Annotated in this window: 17 protein-coding genes; 3 read left to right on the top strand and 14 right to left on the bottom strand. The window is 55.6% G+C overall.

What is annotated here, in order from left to right; translation table 11 throughout:
* The gene (locus B4A77_RS12405; RefSeq protein WP_290733471.1) at positions 1-1,506 is read right to left on the bottom strand and encodes a B12-binding domain-containing radical SAM protein; all 1,506 of its coding nucleotides are present in this window, start codon (positions 1,504-1,506) and stop codon (positions 1-3) included.
* Between the two features lie 51 nt (positions 1,507-1,557).
* On the opposite strand from B4A77_RS12405, the gene B4A77_RS12400 reads away from it, so the two are divergent.
* Positions 1,558-2,196 carry a toxin-antitoxin system YwqK family antitoxin gene (locus B4A77_RS12400; protein ID WP_290741125.1) on the top strand — a complete coding sequence of 213 codons (639 nt, stop codon included), beginning with the start codon at positions 1,558-1,560 and terminating at the stop codon, positions 2,194-2,196.
* 50 nt (positions 2,197-2,246) lie between these two features.
* Here B4A77_RS12400 and B4A77_RS12395 read toward each other — a convergent pair whose 3' ends face one another.
* From B4A77_RS12395 to B4A77_RS12365, 7 genes are all read right to left on the bottom strand, one after another.
* Complete coding sequence (locus B4A77_RS12395; RefSeq protein ID WP_349678219.1) at positions 2,247-2,861, bottom strand: DedA family protein; 615 nt, start codon at positions 2,859-2,861, stop codon at positions 2,247-2,249.
* A 126-nt stretch (positions 2,862-2,987) separates the two neighbouring features.
* On the bottom strand, positions 2,988-4,631 hold the full coding sequence (locus tag B4A77_RS12390) for a hypothetical protein (protein WP_290741122.1): 1,644 nt from the start codon (positions 4,629-4,631) through the stop codon (positions 2,988-2,990).
* A 96-nt stretch (positions 4,632-4,727) separates the two neighbouring features.
* Complete coding sequence (locus B4A77_RS12385; protein WP_173382282.1) at positions 4,728-6,332, bottom strand: hypothetical protein; 1,605 nt, start codon at positions 6,330-6,332, stop codon at positions 4,728-4,730.
* Between the two features lie 7 nt (positions 6,333-6,339).
* Positions 6,340-6,963: a hypothetical protein gene (locus tag B4A77_RS12380; RefSeq protein WP_173365992.1), complete on the bottom strand. Its 624-nt coding sequence runs from the start codon at positions 6,961-6,963 to the stop codon at positions 6,340-6,342.
* Positions 6,960-8,363 (bottom strand): hypothetical protein, encoded by a 1,404-nt coding sequence (locus tag B4A77_RS12375; protein ID WP_290741119.1) that lies wholly within the window; start codon positions 8,361-8,363, stop codon positions 6,960-6,962. Before B4A77_RS12375 ends, B4A77_RS12380 begins: the two co-directional genes overlap by 4 nt.
* Positions 8,356-9,933 carry a hypothetical protein gene (locus B4A77_RS12370; protein WP_290733477.1) on the bottom strand — a complete coding sequence of 526 codons (1,578 nt, stop codon included), beginning with the start codon at positions 9,931-9,933 and terminating at the stop codon, positions 8,356-8,358. Before B4A77_RS12370 ends, B4A77_RS12375 begins: the two co-directional genes overlap by 8 nt.
* Entirely contained in the window at positions 9,930-10,679 is a 750-nt protein-coding gene (locus B4A77_RS12365) for a hypothetical protein (RefSeq protein WP_290733479.1), read from the bottom strand. The genes B4A77_RS12370 and B4A77_RS12365 overlap by 4 nt, the downstream gene beginning before the upstream one ends.
* A 69-nt stretch (positions 10,680-10,748) precedes the next feature.
* On the opposite strand from B4A77_RS12365, the gene xseB reads away from it, so the two are divergent.
* Together xseB and B4A77_RS12355 are read left to right on the top strand one after the other, a co-directional pair.
* Positions 10,749-10,961, top strand: a complete 213-nt coding sequence (gene xseB / locus B4A77_RS12360) for an exodeoxyribonuclease VII small subunit (RefSeq protein WP_173365988.1) — start codon at positions 10,749-10,751, stop codon at positions 10,959-10,961.
* Positions 10,954-11,784 (top strand): ATP-binding cassette domain-containing protein, encoded by an 831-nt coding sequence (locus B4A77_RS12355; protein ID WP_173382288.1) that lies wholly within the window; start codon positions 10,954-10,956, stop codon positions 11,782-11,784. The genes xseB and B4A77_RS12355 overlap by 8 nt, the downstream gene beginning before the upstream one ends.
* A 61-nt stretch (positions 11,785-11,845) precedes the next feature.
* Here the strand turns inward: B4A77_RS12355 and B4A77_RS12350 are convergent, their stop codons facing one another.
* From B4A77_RS12350 to B4A77_RS12325, 6 genes are all read right to left on the bottom strand, one after another.
* The gene (locus B4A77_RS12350; RefSeq protein ID WP_290730936.1) at positions 11,846-12,262 is read right to left on the bottom strand and encodes a hypothetical protein; all 417 of its coding nucleotides are present in this window, start codon (positions 12,260-12,262) and stop codon (positions 11,846-11,848) included.
* A gap of 93 nt (positions 12,263-12,355) precedes the next feature.
* A complete protein-coding gene (locus B4A77_RS12345; RefSeq protein ID WP_290741116.1) occupies positions 12,356-14,722 on the bottom strand; it encodes a CotH kinase family protein in 2,367 nt (788 codons plus the stop codon).
* A 104-nt stretch (positions 14,723-14,826) separates the two neighbouring features.
* Positions 14,827-15,429, bottom strand: a complete 603-nt coding sequence (locus B4A77_RS12340) for an ABC-type transport auxiliary lipoprotein family protein (protein WP_290741113.1) — start codon at positions 15,427-15,429, stop codon at positions 14,827-14,829.
* A 9-nt stretch (positions 15,430-15,438) separates the two neighbouring features.
* Positions 15,439-16,365 (bottom strand): MlaD family protein, encoded by a 927-nt coding sequence (locus B4A77_RS12335; protein ID WP_290741110.1) that lies wholly within the window; start codon positions 16,363-16,365, stop codon positions 15,439-15,441.
* A gap of 12 nt (positions 16,366-16,377) precedes the next feature.
* Positions 16,378-17,160, bottom strand: a complete 783-nt coding sequence (locus B4A77_RS12330; protein ID WP_073114629.1) for an ABC transporter ATP-binding protein — start codon at positions 17,158-17,160, stop codon at positions 16,378-16,380.
* A 9-nt stretch (positions 17,161-17,169) separates the two neighbouring features.
* Positions 17,170-18,228 carry an MlaE family ABC transporter permease gene (locus tag B4A77_RS12325; RefSeq protein ID WP_290741107.1) on the bottom strand — a complete coding sequence of 353 codons (1,059 nt, stop codon included), beginning with the start codon at positions 18,226-18,228 and terminating at the stop codon, positions 17,170-17,172.
* Positions 18,229-18,679 lie beyond the last annotated feature (451 nt).

Raw genomic sequence — 18,679 nt, 5'->3', positions numbered from 1 at the left:
CTACTGCTTGATCGTCGGGGCCTGGCGCGCCACAGGAGCGAGCTGTCCGTGCTTGCGGAACAGGTGCTTCACGAGCGTGCCGAATCCACGCATCACGCGGTAACGTTCGCGCGGGTTCTTGAGGGCCATGATTCCCTGACGCAGAATATAGCTCGGACGCAGGTAGAACTCACGGCGGGCCTTGTCGCAGAAGTCCACGAGTGCCTGGCTGCTGAGTTCGCCGCGCTGGATGGTGGTGCGGTGGAACCCGTCCTTGTCCAGCCACTGGTTGTAATCCTTTGTCTGTAATGCGCCGCTTTCGAGGGCTTCCTTGTAGGCCTCGGTACCGGGGTACGCCATGATGGGGTAGAACTGCGCGGTGTTCGGGTTCAACTTCTTGGCGTAGTCGAGCGTCATGCGGAGTGTTTCCGGAGTGTCGCCCGGGTTGCCCACCATGAAGCAGCCATGCACCAGCAGGCCTGCCTTGCGGGCGTTCTTCGTGAACTCGATTGCCTTGTCGGTGTTCTTCACGCCCTTGTGGATGTTCTCGAGTACCACGGGGCTGGCGCTTTCAAAACCGACGCACATCTCGCGGCCGCCCGCCTTCTTCATCAGCTTGAGCAAATCCAGCGGTACGTCGGCGCGGGCATTGCAGCTCCACGTAATCTTGAGGCCGCGTTCCAGGATGAGGTTGCAGATTTCGCGCACATGCTCGTGGCTTGCGGTGAATGTGTCGTCTTCGAAGAAGACTTCGCCCAGATCCTCGAAATTGTCCTTGATGTACTGCAGTTCGTCTACCACGTCCTTGGGCGTGCGGCGGCGGAACTTGTGACCGTTGAGCGTCTGCGGAATCACGCAGTAGCTGCAGCGGTTCGGGCAACCGCGCCCGCTTAAAATCACAATCAGCGGGTTGAGGTTCGCGCCGTAGAAATACTTCTTGTAGCAGCTGTACAAATGCTTGCGGTAAACTTTCGAGACCCACGGGAGTTCGTCCAGGTTCTCGATCTTCGGGCCCTCGGGCTGGAAGTCTGTGGTGCCGTCCTCCTTGCGGAAGGCGAGACCCGCAATCTGGTTTACGGGAACACCGTCGCCGCGCAGGCTCCTCGCGAGGTTCCGGCAGGTGTAGTCCGCCTCGCCGATAATCACGAAGTCGAGCGCGGGTTCCATCTCCAGGCTCTCGAGCGGTTCTGCCGTCGCATGCGTACCCATGATGGCGACCTTCACGTTCGGGAGCGTATCCTTGATGGCATGCACTACTTTGAGGTCGTTCAGAATGCTCGGCGTACTCGTGCTACAGACGACCAGTGCCGGGTCAAATTTCTTGATGCCCTCCAGCGTCTTGGGCAGGTCAAGCTCCATGGCGGGGCTGTCAATCAGCTGAATCTCGTTGCCATCCGCTTCGGCAGTGCCGGCGGCGTAACTCAGGAACATGGGCCAGTAAAGTGTACTCGATTTGGTCACGCAGGGGCTGCGCGACTCGCGACTGAACATCGGATGGAACGGAGGATTCAAAAAAGTAATACGCATAAGCAACAGCAAAATACATAATTCTCGACGATAAAACTACATTTATCGTTGATGAGAAAAGAAATTTCCGTGATACTTCTAGGTTGTGCCTGCGTTTGCGCTTTTGCTGTCCCCAAAAAGGCGGCGGTCAAGAAGCCTGACGCACCCCAGAACGAGGCTACTCTTGACACGGTCCGCGAGACGTTTGCGGATGGAGCCCTTTCGCGCATCTATACGCTCCAGAAGGGAACCGATATACGAGAGGGGTTGTCCGTGAGCTATCATCCGAATGGCAAGATCGCTATCGAGGCCCCGTACAAGAACGGCAAGCTCGACGGCGTGTTCAGGAGCTATTACGAGAACGGCCACTTGTGGCAGACTATAGGCTACAAGGACGGTGTGGAGGAAGGTGCGACGACGGATTATTACGAGGATGGCCGGAAGAAAAAACGAGAAATCTACAAGGCGGGCGTGCTGAACGGCATGAGCGAGGAGTGGAACGAGCGCGGCCTCCTGTGGCGCCAGATTCCGTATGTGAACGGCCGTATCCATGGCGTTGCAAAAATATTTGACGAACTGGGCGCAATCAAAGAAGAGATGACGTTCGAGAACGGACTGCGCAACGGGCCGTACCGCCGCTTCACCAAGGGCGTAAAGACTCTCGAGGCGATTTTCGAAAACAACCGCTGCAAAGAGAACTGCGACTTTTAACTAATGTGAAGTGTGGAGTGTGAGGTGTGAAATGACGGATTTCACGCCTTCTATTTTTTCGGCTTGAGCGCGCACCAGGTCATGTAGCCGATAAACAATACGCCGAGCCCAACGAGCCCGATAGAAAGCTCGTGGCTATAGGCTTGGATTAGGTCTTTCTGCCCGTGCGCGATGTAACCGAGAATGGCGAGGATGATATTCCAGAAGGTCGCGCCTATGGCGGTGTAGAGCGTGAATGCCCAGAGCTTCATCTTGGAAAGGCCCGCCGGAATCGAGATCAGCTGGCGGATGGCGGGAATGAGCCTGCCGACGAGCGTGGAGATTGCTCCGTGTTCGAGGAAGAACCTCTCGGCGTTGGTCACCTTGCTTGAATCCAGCAGCAGGAAGTGGCCGAGACGGCTGTCTGCGAATTTGTACACAATCGGCCTGCCGAGGAGCTTTGCGAGGAAGTAGTTGATGAAAGCGCCCGCGAGAGCCCCGAGGGTCGCAAATATCACGATGAACACGATGTTCAGTCCCGATTCCGGTTGCATTGCCTTGTAGGCGGCAGGCGGAACCACGAGCTCGGACGGGAAGGGGATAAACGAGGACTCCACCGCCATGAGCAGTGCTATGGTCCCGTAGTTGAGGTTGTCATTGTACCAGCCGATGACCTGGTCGTAGATGCCGACTTTGGCGGTGTCTACGGTCTGGATTGTCGTTGTCGTATCGGCCTGGCTGGCGGTGGCGGTCCCGGCTGCAAAAGCGAGTGAGACCGCGAGGGCTGCGAGTATGGCGATTTTTTTCAAGGCCTATCTTCTCTTCTTGGACTTGGCTTTCTTCTTCTTTGCGGCCTTGGCGGCTTTCTTCGATTTCTTCTTGTTCTTGCTCTTGACCTTGGCGGGAGCTTCTTCCTCTTCTTCCTCGGCCTCTTCTTCGGGTTCCTCGACCGCCGGTTCCTCTGCAGGAGGTTCGACGTATTCCGGAGCCTGGTATTCTATCTGGGAAGGTGCGCTGCTGTTTGCACCCTTGAGGGCGGCCTTCGCCTCTTCGACATACTTGCCGTTGGGGAAGCGCTTGAGGTAAATCTCGTAGTCCTTCATGCGGTTGCTGTTGCGGACGAGTTCGAAGATTCCGGCTTCGGCTTCGTCGCGGAAGGCACCGTTCGGATTGTCATTCAGGTAGGAGAGGTAGGCCTTGAAGGTGTTCTGGGCCTGGATCTCGCGGAACTTGTGGTATTCGCTGAGGGTGCGGATCTTGGCCTCGACCTCGCCCCTACGTGGGGAGTCGGGGTAGTACTGCAGGAACATCTCGAGCATTTCGGGGTCGTTGGACGCCATGACCTGGTCGAAGCGGGAATCTTCCTGGCGAACCTGGTATTCCTTTAGTTCGACCTTGCCCGAATCGAGTGTCGCGTAGAGCTTTTCCTTGGTGGCGAGGTCTGCCGGGTGACAGAACGCGAGGAAGCTTTCGAGCACGTCGGAGAACTGGGTCTTGGTATAGGCGTCGCTCATGTCGGGCAGGTCGCCGTTCTCGTCGAGGAAGAACCGGTAGTCGCGCTCGATGGCCATGCAGTCCCAGTCGCTGAGGGTATCCTTGACTTCGCTGTTGTCTCGCAGCACCTGGTCGCGGTCGTGCAGGTTGAAGCGCATGCGGCGGTCGCGGTGGCTCTCGCGGCCGAAGTCGAGCGAAAGCTCAAGTCCGATACGCACGGGCCACTTGTAAGAAATCTTGTCGAAGGTGATTCCCAAATAGCCGGAAGAGGGAGTCGGGTTTTCCTTGTTGTACTTGTAGGGATTGGTCGCCTTCAGGTCTTCGTAAGGGAGGAACTCCTTGCGTACGTTTACGCCGATTTTCAGGTCCACATCCTGGAAAACTTCGGTAATGCGGTATTCGAGCGCTCCGGAGACGAATGCCGTCGGGAGCATTTCCGTGTGGTCCTTCGTACTGGTGGAGTAGTTGTCGATGAACGTGAAGAAGTGCATGCCGTAACCGCCGAGCACGCGCAGGTCGAAATCTCCGGCGAGGTTTACGGAGAAACCACCGACTACGGACGGGGCGTAGGCACGGAACGATAGCGTGCGTCCCTCTCCGGCTGGCGTGAGGTCCTCGCTGTGGTCTGGCTTGCCATTGTCATCTACACCCCAGTAGGCGGGGTCGCTTGCGATTTCACGGAACTGGATGGAGTTCACTTCGGCGCCAAGCCAAATGGTGAACGGAATGTCGGCCTTGAAGAGCGGAGTGTAGAGGGGGCTGAACAAGAAACCCACGCTCATCGGGACGGTGAGGCGTTCTTCGTCGATGGGTTCCTTCAGCAACTGGGGCTTGTCTGACTCAAAGTGAACAAAGGCAGGTTCTGCCTGCAAGTACATCTGGGCTCGCCAATTGGAGCGTTCAAAATCGGCCGCATAGGCCGCTGCAGTCAGAAGTAAAAAAGTGATAAGTAGTTTACGCATCGTTTTGAAATTTAGTTTTTATGTGGCGGTTTTGAATCTCGGAGGGTTGAAATTTAGGCTATTTCGGGCATTTTCAGGTTTTTTTACCCCAAATAGCTAAAATGTGAGGAAAAATCCCAGGCCAAACAGGACGGCTCCTGCTCCGACCAGGCTTCCGCCGATGATGTTCTTCTTGTCGCCGGAATCCACGAGGTCCTTGTTTTTCTTGATCTTCGCATTGAAATTCTCGCCTTTAGCGGCGCTCGGCATCTTGAGCGCGTCCTTGATATCTTCGGCCTCGTCGTAATCCTGCTGCGCGAGGTAGAGAAACAGTGCTCCGATAATTGCCGGCGCGACGGACGACCCCATCAGAATCTTCCCGATGCGGGTCTTGTTGCGTTCGCGTTGCCAGTCCTGCTGCTTGCGCACTTCGTCGAAGTCCGTGAGGTGTTCCAGGGCGATGTCAAGGTTGATTTCGGGAACGGGTGCCACAAAGAACTGGACGAGGGTGTCCCGATAGCCTTCCTTGCGGAGCCGCATGTAGGCCATGCCCGGCGTGGTGAGTGAAAATTTCTGTGGCGTCGTGCCGATGGATTCGCTGCTGCGCGTGATTTCACCCTGTCCCGGGAAAATTTCGGCGCCGACGGGGTTCGAGACGATTTTGATTTCGGGAGTGATCCGCTTGAGCTTGAGCGATACCTTGGTCGTGTCTCCGGGAAGCGGACGAACGAAGGTCTGGGCTCCCCACAGGTGCTGGTCCACGGTCCAGTAGGCATCGATTTCGATTTTGCCTGTGTCGGTGACGGCGAAGGTGCAGGGCGACTTGCAGATGGCGTCTTTCTCGGGTCGCGAGATGGTGGCGCTTTCGGGATCTGTCTCGACGTGGATATAGCTGCGGGGGAGCTTCTTTTGCACGGGAAGTCCGAGCAGTTCCTTCGCGAGGTTCGTTGCGCTTCCGTCCTTGGTCATATCCTGGAGCATGTTGCTCCTGCTTACGGTAATGGCGGACCTGTAAATGGTTGGAAGCTCTTCTTCGTAAAATGCGCGCGTGATTTCGAGAACCACGGAGTCGGGGTGCTTGGCATGCGAAACCTTGCCGAAGAACATGTCCCTTTCTCCGCGGTCTTTCCAGAATTCCTGGAGGCAGGCGCGGTCGCTACAGCCCGGGGCACTTTCGATGTTTGCCTTTTTGAAGGTGGAATCGAGTTCCTGCAGCAAGGCGAACGTGAATGCGTCGAGCCTTTCGATTCCGTGTTGGGGGATGACGACTGTTTCAAACCCAAGAAATAGTTTGTGCGTAATCTCGGTACCGGAGTCTGCCTTGGGGGTGCCGTTCGCGTCTGCGACGGGGGCCTGCGCGGAAGAATCCGCGATGGCGGCTGAATCCGCAGTGGCGGTGGAGTCTGCTGTTTCGCTTGCGGCGGAATCTGCAATTCTTGCAGTTGTATCTGCGGTGGTGGAATCCGGTTTTGCGGGGAACAGGTTCAGGAGGTCGGTGCCGTCTTCGCCGACGATGCTTTTGAACTGCGACTTGGGAAACTTGACGACGGTAAACTTGTTCTTGATGTAACCGCCGAGGCTCACTGTGTCATTCGCGATTCCAAGGAACTGGGCCTTCTGCTTGGTGCCCGATACGAGTTCTACCTGGGCGTACGGGGCCTGAACTTCGGCAAGTGCTGCCGAAACGAAGAAGAGCATGAGGAATAGGGCGGTCTTTTTCATGGTATACCTAGAAGGAAAGGACGACTCCGATGCCGAAAAGGGCGGCGCCTGCGATGAGCATGTCGATGGATAGCGTGCGGGCCGTTTCTGCACGGTCTCGATAGTCGCCGAAGCGTTCGAGGTTGTGGTTGTAGCTTTCGCTGTCGCGGAATAAACTCTGTTCCACGAATTTCTTCTTTTCGTTTGCCTTGTCGATGCTGTTGCTTGCGACGATGGCCGCAACGGCGCTCGTAACGAAAGGAACTGCAGATGCGATCATCAGGCGGAATCCGAAGTTGTGTCGTGCCCTCCGCGAAAGGGCTGCACGTTGCTCGTCGAGAAACTCGTCATCGTAGCTTGGGGTAAGGGAGACAATCAGGTAGGAGGTGTCCGATTCCGAAAGCTTGACATTCAGGACGGTGTCCTTGAAACCTTCCTTGAAAATGGCAACGGCGACAGAATTTTCCCCATCGGGAACTTTGATGAACCCGGGCAACTTGCTGTCGGGATTGCGTGAGTGGTTCGGGTGCAACGTCCCGACGTATGCGTCTGCATAGGAGGGGTTCGTGGATACGTGTAGGTACTTGGGAGCATCCTGCGCAAATGCGATGGAGCAGAGGAAGACGGCGATAAGCAGGACGAGGCGTCTCATGGCTCGCCTCCCATTTCGGAGAAGGGTCCCTCGGCAGAGTTAGCGTCCGGTTCCAGTTTCCAGTAAAGTCGCGGATTTGAATTCCGGGCGTTGTCTTCTACGGAGATTCTCAGCTTGCATGTGCTTGCGCAGGTGTTGCGGAACTTGATGAAGGGCTCTTCGTAGGTGTGCTCGAGCGTATCTGCGTTTGCCGTGACGAAAATCCTTTTGGGGTTGATTCCCGAACCGTTGTCGAGGGCGTAGAAGATGACGGTGTCCCGCTGGTTGTGCCTGGGTGCTAGTTGGGCGACTTGGGGCTGGATCTTGTCGGAGAACCTTACGGTGTCGAGCTGTATCTGGGTCCCGCTCTGGACATTCAGCGTGATGTCTCCGGTGCGGAATTCTGTCTTTTTTGTGTCCCGGAGGTTGATTCGGATCCCGGTTTGTGCGGTCACGTATGCGTGTAGGGTGACGGGAGCCTTGGTGCTTTCCAATATGGAGAGCGTATCGCCCTGTGCACTGGTAATCGTGACGACGGTGCGGACGTCGGACTTGCGGAGGTCCTCGTAGACAATGGGAATGTCGATCCTGGAATTTTTGGTGTAGATGTATCGTGTCGAAAAGCGGGAAACCTTGGAGGAATCGCGCTCGATGAATCCTTGGCTCGTTGTCAGGGATGCCTTGATTCCCCAATAGACGGTAATCGAGGTGTCGGGCTTGACTCCGGCGGCAATATTATCGAAGAGGTTCTTTGTGAGGAAAGAACCGATGAACTGGGCTTCATGGAAGCAGTCTACTTCGCCGATGTTTTCGCTCCAGACTTCTTCGACATTGAATGAGGCAAAGACGAAGCAACGGGCCGTTTCCCATGGGTCGACTCCGGCAAGTTCCCATTGCAAATCTAGTTCGCTTCCCGGTGTAGGGTCGAACAGGTTGTATCCGTCGACGGGGGCTATCGCGCGGATAGAAATGGGAGTGTTCACGAATATGTTGAGCGTGTCTTGCAGGGTGTCGCCAAGGAGGTCGACTGTTTTGAGGATGCCGCGGTGGAATCCCGGAGTTGCAAAGCTGTAGCGAAGCGGCGATATGTTGTAGGTCTCGTCGTCGATGGTCCAGCTGTGGCTTATATAGTGGGCTTCCGCATTGTCCGATGTCAGATACATGTTGTCTATCGAATAGGCCGCCCACAGTTTTACGGTCTCGTTTGTGTCGAGATAGACGGTCGTGACCGGTACTGCGCCATAATTGTAGGGCTGTCCTGTAATTCGGTCGGGGAGGACGAACATGTGCTGGACAAGCTGAGGGACATCTCCCTGCTCGATTGTCGCGTCTTCTCCGCATGCCGTCAGCGAAAGGGCTGCAGCAAGCGTTAAGGATACGAAGAGGCTTGCGAATGTCGCCTTTTGCAAAAGCTTAGTCATTGCCGCCTCCGGCGTTATAGAAAATGTTCCATTTTTCCCAGAGGCTGATTCCGTTTGTGTATTTCACGATGCTACGGATGGTGTTCTTTCCGCTGGCGATGTAGGTGGATGGAACTGTAGCCGTGCAGATTGACTCTGTCGCGGGACGTCCGTATTGCGTGTGCTTCCCGTTTATTTCGAACATGCAGGAGTCGACCTCAAAGCCGTACGGATTGCTGTCGATGATGAACATCTTGATGTCCTGTGCCGAATCGAGGGTCATGTCGCTGTTTGTCTTTATCCAATTTTCGGACGGATTGATGATGTAGCTCCTGACGGTTCGGTTCCGGCTTGCATCGAAGGCAATCACATTCAGTTGCCGGGTGTTCCAAGAGCGTGCCGATTCGGGCAGGACGACCGTGAAGGAGTCGGTTAGGGACTGCTTTTCGACAAGTAGCGAGGATTCCAGATAGATGGAAACTTGTTTGCTGGATGCGGTCGAACCCGAGTCCTTGATGAGGAAGGTGAGCGTGTCGGTGAAATCGATGGTGTCGGTCTGGATGGGAATCCCGTTGATGACAAGCTCTATCTTGGGCGCGGTGGTATCCTGCATCAGGAGCATGTCCAGGTCGAGGACTTCGTTCTGGAAGAGTTTTGCCGTGATGGGCTCGATAAAGAATTCAGGATACTTCAAGATTCTGGGCTGTATCGTGTAGGTGCCCGCCTTTATGGGTGAAATGGAAAAGGAAAGGGGTGTCTTGCCGTTGATGCTGTCGGTGCGGATGAGCGTCCCGGTTGTATCGTAGATGTCGAACGCGATGGTCTGGAGCGGAGTGCCTTGCCCGTTATCTTTGTAACTCGTGTTTATGGTTCCGCAAATGCCGCTCTCGTCATTTGCGCCCTTGGTGTAGAAATCTCCCAGGAGTCTTTTTTCGGAGGTCAATCCGAATTCGTTTATCGCTTCGACCCACCAGTGGTAATGGTGTAGGGGGGCAAGGTTGCCCCAGTAGGTAAAGTGGGGCTCCGGAACAATCGTATCGACAAACTTGTCAATGACGATTCGGTAGTAGAGCCTTGCGAGTGAGTCGGGGTCGTAGGCGTCCCAAGCAAACGTGACACCGCCCGATGTCGGGATTCCTTGTGTGCCTGGTGCGGGGAAGAAATCGCTGTCGCGGATGATGGGTGGGTTTGAAACCCAGAGGCGCAGCGTGTCGCTCAGGGTGTCGCCGAAGGTGGTCTCGAGAATGAAGGCGAGCTCGTGGTAGCCCGGCTTGTCTATGGAGCTTCGGAAACTGAAGTCGAAGGAATAGGGCTTCCCGTCGAGAAACCAGAGGTAGCGCTTGAGCTTGATGGATTTTGAGGGAAGGATGTTCGCGATGAAAATGAGGGAGTCGCCGACGCGGACCGTGTCGGCCTTGATGCGCGTGCTGCTTGAATCGAAGGATGTCGCCATTTCTACGGAGATGTCGACAAAGATGGACTGCGATTCGTCGTAGAGCAGTTCATCGCTGTTGGTGCAGGCGAAAAACACGAGGGCTGCGAAGAGCGCAACAAGAGATGTCGGAATGTTGGCGAGCATGCGCTTTGTCATCGTTGCCCCCTCAGCGTATCCAGCATATAGAATGTCTTTTCGGAAAGGGAATCCGCATCGCCGTAGGAATCGTAGACGACGACGCGGAAGGTGTGCTTGCCCTCGGCAAATCCGGACTGCATGATTTCGGTCACGCTTCCGACGGACGCCCTGACGCTATCGATGACGAGCGTGTGCGAAAGTTGCTTGAAGTCGGATTCGTCGCTGTCGGAGGACTTCCACTTGAAGAGGACTGCGGTGTTTTCGCTTCCGTATAGTGTGTCGCCGTCCGCGGGTTCTGTTTTTTGTGATAGTGTGGGAGGTGTGTTGACGATGACGGATACAGGGATCTCTTGCGAGTTTCCGACCCTGTCTTCGAGAATCAGGAGGTTGGGAAGCGAAAGTTCGTTCGCAAATGCGGGCAATGTGTAGACGGCTTCGCTCCCGAGGACGGAGTCTCCGGCCGAAGTCCTCAGGACCCAGCGGAATGAAAGATCCTTCTTGTGTTGTCTGGGGTAGACCTGCGCCCCGAGAACGGCGGAGTCGCCTGGCCGGATCTTGAGGAGTGTCGAATCCTGGGACCCTTCCTGGAGGATGTAGAGGCTTACGGATTCAATTTCTTGGCTCGTTTGTGGATCGTCGGGAATGTCGAGGCAGCCCAGGAGCGCGAGTGCCGCAACGGCAAAAACCGCTCCGCAAGCCCTGCGGAAACCTCCGAAGATGCCCGCGGAATTGCCTCGCGGGTTGTGGTGCATTAGTTTGTCCACTGGGAGTAAATGTAATTATTGACGGGAATAAAAATCCATATCGACCCGTGTTTAACTATATTCAGACGCATGAGTAAGGAAAATTTCGAGTATAAGAACGCAATGGAGCGCCTGGAAGCGATTCTTACGCGCATCGATAATTCGGAGATGGAAATCGACGAACTTGCGGAAAATGTTCAGGAAGCGACAACGCTCCTGAAAAAGTGCCGTCAGATCCTCTTGGATACAGAAAAGAGCGTGCAGACTGCGCTAGAAAGTCTGGATGGGGAGGCCGATGCCTAACCAGGAGGCGTCTTTCCTTGAAGGAGTCCCTGCCATTGAGGCAGATGGGCTTGCCGTTCGCTTCCCGGTGCGCGGGGGTGTGCTCGGCAAGGTGAAGGACTACTTTACCGCGGTCGACGGAGTGTCGTTCACTCTGTCGCAGGGAAAAATCCTGAGCGTGGTGGGCGAGTCGGGCTGCGGCAAGTCGACCCTCGTGAAGTCGCTGGTGGGGCTTGTGCCGCTTGCTTCGGGAAGCGTGAAACTTTTCGGTCGCGAGGTGCATGAAGGAAAGGTCGCCATGGATGGCGGCAAGGCGATGCGCGTCTGCGACTTGGTGCAGATGGTCTTTCAGGACCCGTTCAGCAGCCTGAACCCGCGACAGACAGTATCGGAAATCCTTACGGCTCCCCTGATGGCGCGGAAGGTTTCTTTTGAACAGGCTCAAAGGCGTGCGTGCGAGCTTCTGGAACGGGTGTCCATCCCGGTGGGGGCGATGGAAAAATTCCCGCACGAATTCTCGGGTGGACAACGCCAGAGACTCTGTATTGCGCGCAGCCTGATGGTCTCGCCTAAGATTCTGCTCTGCGACGAGGTGACGAGCGCGCTGGATGTGTCTGTCCAGGCGCAGATCCTGCATTTGCTCGACGACCTGAGGAGAGACCTTGGCCTCAGCATCCTCTTTATCAGCCATGACATGCAAGTTGTGCGCGCCATCTCGGACGATGTGCTGGTGATGTACTTCGGGAAGGTGGTGGAACGCGGAGTTGCCGACGAAGTGCTGACGAATCCGCAGCACGATTATACGAAAAAACTGCTTTCGTGCGTTCCTACTATAAGAAATTAGGGAGGGCGCCTATGGGGCTGGCCCTCCCTAAGATTCGTCCCTAGTGGCCGCGCTTGCTTCCCTAGTGGCCGCGCTTGCACTTGATGCCGATGGTCTTGACCATCCGTTCCTGGTTCGTTTCGAACTTGTCGTAGGCGAATTCCTCCACATAGACTGCCTTGCAGTCAAAGAACTTTTCTTCGTACACGGGCTTCATGTCGGAGGAATAGTGGATGATGACCATGCGGAAGCTCTTGAGGTACTCGTTCTTGATGCAGGTGGTGACGAGGTAGTCCTCGAACTCGTCGAAGGATACTTCTACGATGGTAAAAACGTCGCTTGTGTTTTCTTTGAGAAACTTGATCTTTCTGCAGCGAGCTGATAGGTTGTTTGCAAGGTCGTCGAATTCTTCTTCCTTGCCTTGAGGGACGTTCTCGAACGTAATCTTTACGTTGAACAGGTAGGACTTGGCCAATTCGGGAAGATCTTGTCTATGCATAAATACCGTCCTTTGTTCAGAATCATAAGACAATATAAACACAAAAAGCGACGGGGTCAAGTGCCCCGTGCATTTTGGGACAGAACGAGGGGTCTACTTGAAGATGGCGGTGTAGGTGGCGCCGTCTTCGTTGACAATGAATCGCGTGGCTGCGGTCTCTCCGTCGCTCCATCCGGTAAATACGGAGCCGTTTGTCGGGGTCGCAGTGATAAGCATCCCGATGCCCGCGAAGAACTTGCCCGCATAGGTGGGGGCGGGTGCCGGTCGGCCTTCTACAGAGATGTAGCCGCTGCCGCTAACGTTCAGGTTCACGGTCACCATGCCGGAGAGCCCGAATTCTTTTTTGTACTCGTCGACGACGTTCCCGTTACGGATCATAGACCATTCCTTGAGGCAGGAACCCGTTTTGCTGAATCCCTTGCCGCAGGCGTTTTCGTAGTACATTTCGTTCTGCTTGAATTTCTTCAGGTCGCGAGTCATTTCGGCCGTGTCGATGGTTGCCGTCATCGCGTCGACAACGCGCGTCACGTTATCGCCGTTCGCGTTGTTCTGGAACATCATGGCGGAGCGGTTCAGGAATACGCGCTGGAATTCCGGGTTCTGGATGAGCTGGATGTACAGGTTCGCAAAGCAACCTTCGTCCTTGCAGGGCTTGTTGCCGCCACCCTTCTTTATCCACGGGAACATCTCGTTGTTCTGGTTGAACTCGCCTCCGTTCACGCCCCACATCCAGTCGAATCCGTGGTCGAGGTCGTAGACCATGAACTTCCACGGCTGCTCAGGGCTCTTCCAGGCGCGGACGTTGTTGTTCGGCCAGTCGCCGTTGTGGATGTAGATTTCGGCCGCCATGTAGTCGGCGAAGTTGCCGACGTCCATGAGAGTCTTCACCATCTCGTAGTTCTTGTTGCCTTCGCCGCTGAAGTCGTTCTGCGCCACAAAACTCAGGAGCGTCTTGTATTCGTCGACAGATCCGTTGCTTGCGGTGACATCGTGGCCCAGGTGCTTTACCATCGTGACCGTGTTCGCGTCGATGCCGTAGTTTGTTTCTACGTAATGCTTGTTGAAGCGTTCGCGCATGTCGTGGATGCCGTAGTAGCGTCCGTTGTAGAACACCACCACCTGGCGGCTACGCTGGTAGTCGACGCCACTCCCTTCGAGAATTGCTCCACCCATCGCGTCGCCGATGTAGTCGCTCACGAAGCGGTTTCCGTTGTTTCTCAGGTTGAATCCGCGGAACTTGCTGTTGATGTCCTTGCGGGTTTCGAACAGCGGGTAGTTGATCTTGCCGTCCTGGTATTCTTCGCGCATCACGACGGCGACGGACTTCTTGTCCTTGAGCCTGCTGTAACCGCCCATGATGGAAATGCCAGCGTCGACTTCCCATGCGGGTGCTGTGGACTTGCTGCCGTCGGGGAAGTATTCTACATGCACGGGGTATTCTTTTTCTTCGAAGAGTCCTGCGGGGGCGCTCTTAGGAGAATCCGCGTTGGTCTTGATGTAGCTCTCCTTGAAAAAAGCGGAATCGACGCTGACAGCGACGACCGGCATGCGCACGTTTTCGCCGATAAAGAATGTCTTGGTGATGACGCTCGTGGTGAGTGCTCCGGGCTGGAACGCGGCGCAGCGGAGAACCGTGTTTGCCGAGATAGCCTTGGGCGCGTTGAATTCGGGTGACGCTTCGGTCGGCTTGGAGCCATTCTGTGTGCAACGGACTGTCGTGCCTTCCGGTACGGCGGGCGGGTCGAGCGTGATTTCGCTAGGGTAGAAACCTGCACTCTTGGTGCCGAAGTCGAATGCGGGAGCGAGGGTTGCGTATGCGCCTGCTTCGTTGTTTGCCGCTTCGGGGGTCGCTGTTGCGAAATACATAAGACTGCCATCGGTAACCTTGCCATAGCTGATGCCGGGCATGAGTTCCGGGTAGGGGAGGCTGTCGTGGATGGCGTTGTGGTTGTCGATGATGTAGAGCGTCCCGCCCTTCTTGTCGAGTTTCCAGTTCGTGTGCGTGCGCGCGTGGAGTACGTGGCCTTCGTCGTCGACTCCATCTACCAAACCTTCGATATTGGAGATGTCCTTTTTGTCGAGGAATACGGTACGGTAGGTGCCTGCGGGAACGGTCTCGTTGCGGAATACCCATTTTTGCGGGTTCGCGAGATTCTCGACGAGTGAGTAACCCTTGAGGTTTATGTCCTTGTTGCTCGAGTTGTAGATTTCGACCCAGGCGGGGTCATCGCCTTCGTGGTCGAGCCACGAGAGGTTGAGTGCAGAGATCTCGGTAAGGGAAAGAATCGGGTTGTCCGAGACGTGGAGTTCTTCCTTGGGGATAGGAATATCTTCGCCCTTTGCCGAGGAAGGGTTGTCGGAACAGCCTTGAAGTGCGAGCCCAAGCCCGAAGGCGAGCGTCGCGGGGACAATCTTTTGCGTAAAGAAACTGTCAAACATCTTGTACACCATACCTACCATAAAAAGAAATCTACAATCAAAAAAGCGCCGTGTTCACGGCGCTAACAATTTTTTACCGGATTTGGGGGCTTTTTCTAGGTTGTCGTCGGCTTTTGTGATTTGCTTCACTTGGCCGCCTGGCCGATAGCCGCGACGGCCTCTTCCATGTACTTGCCGAGGAGCTTCGAGATGGCCTCTGCCACAAGGCGGGGCTCGCGACTGCTCACGGATTGCCTTTCGTCAAAACGCTTTTCCCAGAGGGGAGCGTCGCTGTCGGGTTTCTGGAGCGTAAGCTTGAGGGAAAGGCGTGCATACTGGTTGCTGCCTTCGTCGATTTCCTCGATGGCGTCGATGTGGCCCAGGAGTTCAAAATCGGGTTTGCCCGAGGCGCGGGTATCGACCGATGCGAAAAGCCCGCTTTTCACGATGTATTCTGCGGCGACCTGCGCCACCATTTGCTCGGGGCGAGATGCCCACAGGTCCAGGTCGTAGAACATGAAGTCGTAAGCGGATTCGCGGTAGACGATGTTGTTCCTCTGGTAGGCCTGGTCGATGGTGAACTTGCGCACCTGCAGGCGGCCGCTGGCATCGCCTGCGGCCGGCATGTCGATGTTTTCGACGGCGAGCGTGAAGTAGCGGGTGGGTTCGCTCGTGCTTCCGCCAAAGCATGCGGTAAGCGTCATGGCTGCAAGTGCCGCGGTTAAAAATGCAAACGTAAACTTCTTCATGCTCTCTCCTTATTTGCGGCGGGTCTTCGCGGGTTCGCGGATGAGCGCGGAGGGGTTGTTCTTGATTTTCTGGCTGAACTCCTCGAGGTTCTCGAGTACGGCGTTCAGTTCCACGATGGCGTCCCCCACCTGGTCCTGGTTCTTGTAGACCATGCCGTCGAGCCGCTTCGAGAGCTGGCTGATGGATTCCATCGCCTTCGTCAAATTCTCGTTCATCGCCTTCGTGTCGATGGCGTCGAGTTTCTGCTTCAGAATGTCGAGGTCTTCGCCCGCCTTCGCGGCAATCTTCGCTTCTTCGATTTCGCCCATCACGCGGTGCATCGATTCGGCGGACTTGGAAATGTTCTCGATGGGCTTTGCCATGCCCTGCGTGACGCGGCTCAGGTTCGCCGTCATGGCTTCGAAATTCTTGATGGCCTTGCTCAGGTTCTCCGCATTTTCGGCCGAGAGCAGCGTGTTGATGTTAACGAGTACGGAATCCACGTGTGCGACAATATTGCCCGCCTGGCTCGTGATGTGGTCGAAGTGCGAGACTTCCGCCGGCACGAGCCCGCCTTCGGGCACGTTCGGTTCCGAGAACGAGCCGCCCGAGAGCACCACCTGCTTTTCGCCGGTGAGGTTCATGCCTGCCGTCATGCCCGCGCGGGTGCCAATCTTGATGGGCGTGCCGTGCGTCACCTTGAAGTTGACCACGACCTCGTTCAGGTTCTCTTCGTTTATCGTGATGCGTGTGACGCTACCCACGTCGATGCCGTTCAGCTTGACCTTCGCGTCTACAAAGAGCCCGTTCACCGAGGTGTCGAAGATGGTGTAGTAGTTGTCGTACTGTTCGCTCAGGTAGCGCTTGAGCACGTAGCCCAAGAATACGCAGATGAGTATTCCGCACAGCAGCATGAAAGCGCCAAGTTTAATTCTTTCGGATCGGGTGGTTTCCATCGTTTCTCCGAATCAATCTATAAAATTAAAGTGGTAGAGTCCTTCGGAGTATTCTTCCTTGGGGCACTGCCGGTTGAAAAAGTGGCGTAACGTGGGGTCGTCGGACTCCATGCCTTCTTGCAGCGTGGCGTCCTTGAGCACGTAGCCGTCCTTGAGGTACACAAAACGGTCGCAGATAATCTTGATGCTCTCGAGTTCGTGGCTCACGATGACCATCGATACCTTGAGCGTGTCGCGCAGTTCGAGCAAAAGTTCGTCGAGGGAGCGGGCCGTTACCGGGTCGAGGCCCGTGGAAGGTTCGTCGCAAAAGAGTAGTTCCGGCTTGAGCGCGATGGCGCGGGCGAGGGCTGCGCGCTTCTTCATACCGCCCGAAATTTCGCCTGGGTACTTGTGGAAGGCGTGCAGCAGGTGCACCTTCTCCAGGCGGTCGGCCACGATGGCTTCCATCTGGCTCTTGGGCATGTAGGGCATGCTGCGCTTGAGCGGGAGCATCGCATTTTCGGCGATGGTCAGGTCGGCAATGAGGGCCCCACTCTGGAAGAGCACGCCCGTGCGCATGCGGGTCTCGCTGTCGAGCCCTTCCTTGGGCCCGAAGGTCTTACCGAAGTAGGTGATGGTACCCGCGTCGGACTTGATGAACTTCAGGATGTTGTTCAGGAGCGTTGACTTACCGCAGCCCGAGCTCCCGAGCACCATGCGGATTTCGCCGCGCTTCACCCCGAAGGAAATATCCTTCAATATGGACTCGCGCCCGTAACTTGCCTTCAGGTGGTCTACTTTCAGGATTTCTTCCATTGCTGCTCCCTAGTAGAATATGAAGGCGAAGAGGGTGTCGGCGAGCACGATGCAGCAAATAGCGGCGACCACGCTCGATGTGGTTGCCTTGCCCACGGCTTCTGCGCCGCCGTGCGCGTTCAGGCCCTTGTTGCAGGCGATGAGCGTGACTATCCAGCCGAAGACGAGAGCCTTGATGCTGCTCTTTAGGAACGTGATGGGGGCGATACCGTCGCGGATGCCCATCATGTAGTTGGAAAACGAAATGTCGCAGAAGAAGTACGCGATGAGGAACCCCGAGAAGCACCCGAAAATGGAGGCGCAGAACGAGAGGATGGGCGTGGCGATGCTCATGGCGATAAAGCGCGGCACCACCAGGTACTGCACCGGAGGGATTGCCATAGACTTGATGGCCTTGACTTCTTCGCACACGCTCATGTTTGCGATTTCGGCGGCGACGGCACTGCCGGAGCGGCCTGCGAGGATGATGGTCGTGAGGAGCGGGCCGATTTCTGCGAAAATGAGGAAACCGAGACCCGAGGCGAGGTAGGAACCGCCGCCCACCGCGTTCAGCATGATGGAACTCTGGAGCGCCATCGTAAGGCAGATGAGGGCGACCATCAAGAAACATATTCCCATGGCTTCGCTCCCGAGCTTGAACATCTGCTTGGCGACACCGCCAAAATGGATCTTGCCCTTGTCGAACGGCCCGAAGATGGTCCAGTAGATGGACATGAACAGGAGTGTGAGGACCTCGAAGGATTCCTTCAGCACGGCAAAGCCGATGCCGCCGAGCATCTCGAGAACGTTGCTCGTGCCCTTCGCGGGCCTTGCGGGCGGTTCCATCTTGCGGAGTGCCGAAAGGTGCGCCTTGATGTCGGCGTTGAAGTGGGCGAGGGTGAGCGCGTTGCCCGTCTTTTCGGAAAGTTCGGCGAGGAGCGCAAAAAACGCGTCGCCGCTGTAGTCCATGCTTGCGAGATTGCTGCCGTCAAGGCACAGCGCACCGCTGCGGAGCTGCTTCGTGCAATTCCTGAGCAGGTCTTTGCTGTTCGCCGCCGTGAGCGTATCTGGCAAGAGAATGGTCGTCATGGTACAATTTCGGGCGAAATATAGAAAAATGAACCAAAAAAGGCCCGCTTTTGACCATTAAGGGGATAGCGGGCGTGTTTTGCCGACAAAGTGTTGCTGTCGCGGGTTAAAAATGGTTGCAAAATTTGATTTTTGCGGTGAAAATGAAAGGTTTTGCCCCGTTTCTTCGTCTTTTTTTGGTTTTTATCCTCAAATTCGATTTTTTGCACTTGTACCGGGCCATTCGTTTGAATTATTTTACAAGAATTTCTGTTGACTTGGCGAAAGTTTCAAAATAAATTATTGCTGATGAATTTGTCTTGGATTGTACGGTGAAAAGAAATATTCCGTTTTTAGTTTTGGGATTTTTGCTTGTCGCCTGTAGTAATTCCGTTGATCCGTCGGATAGCGTAGTGGGGACAATAAGTGTCGCTCAGGAACACGAAGTGACCGGCGTCAACATTCTTACAAG

This window comes from Fibrobacter sp. UBA3718, from assembly GCF_002371935.1.
Taxonomy (GTDB): Bacteria; Fibrobacterota; Fibrobacteria; order Fibrobacterales; family Fibrobacteraceae; genus Fibrobacter.
Note: the sequence above shows the minus strand (reverse complement) of the source record. Positions and strands in the feature narration are given on the sequence as shown.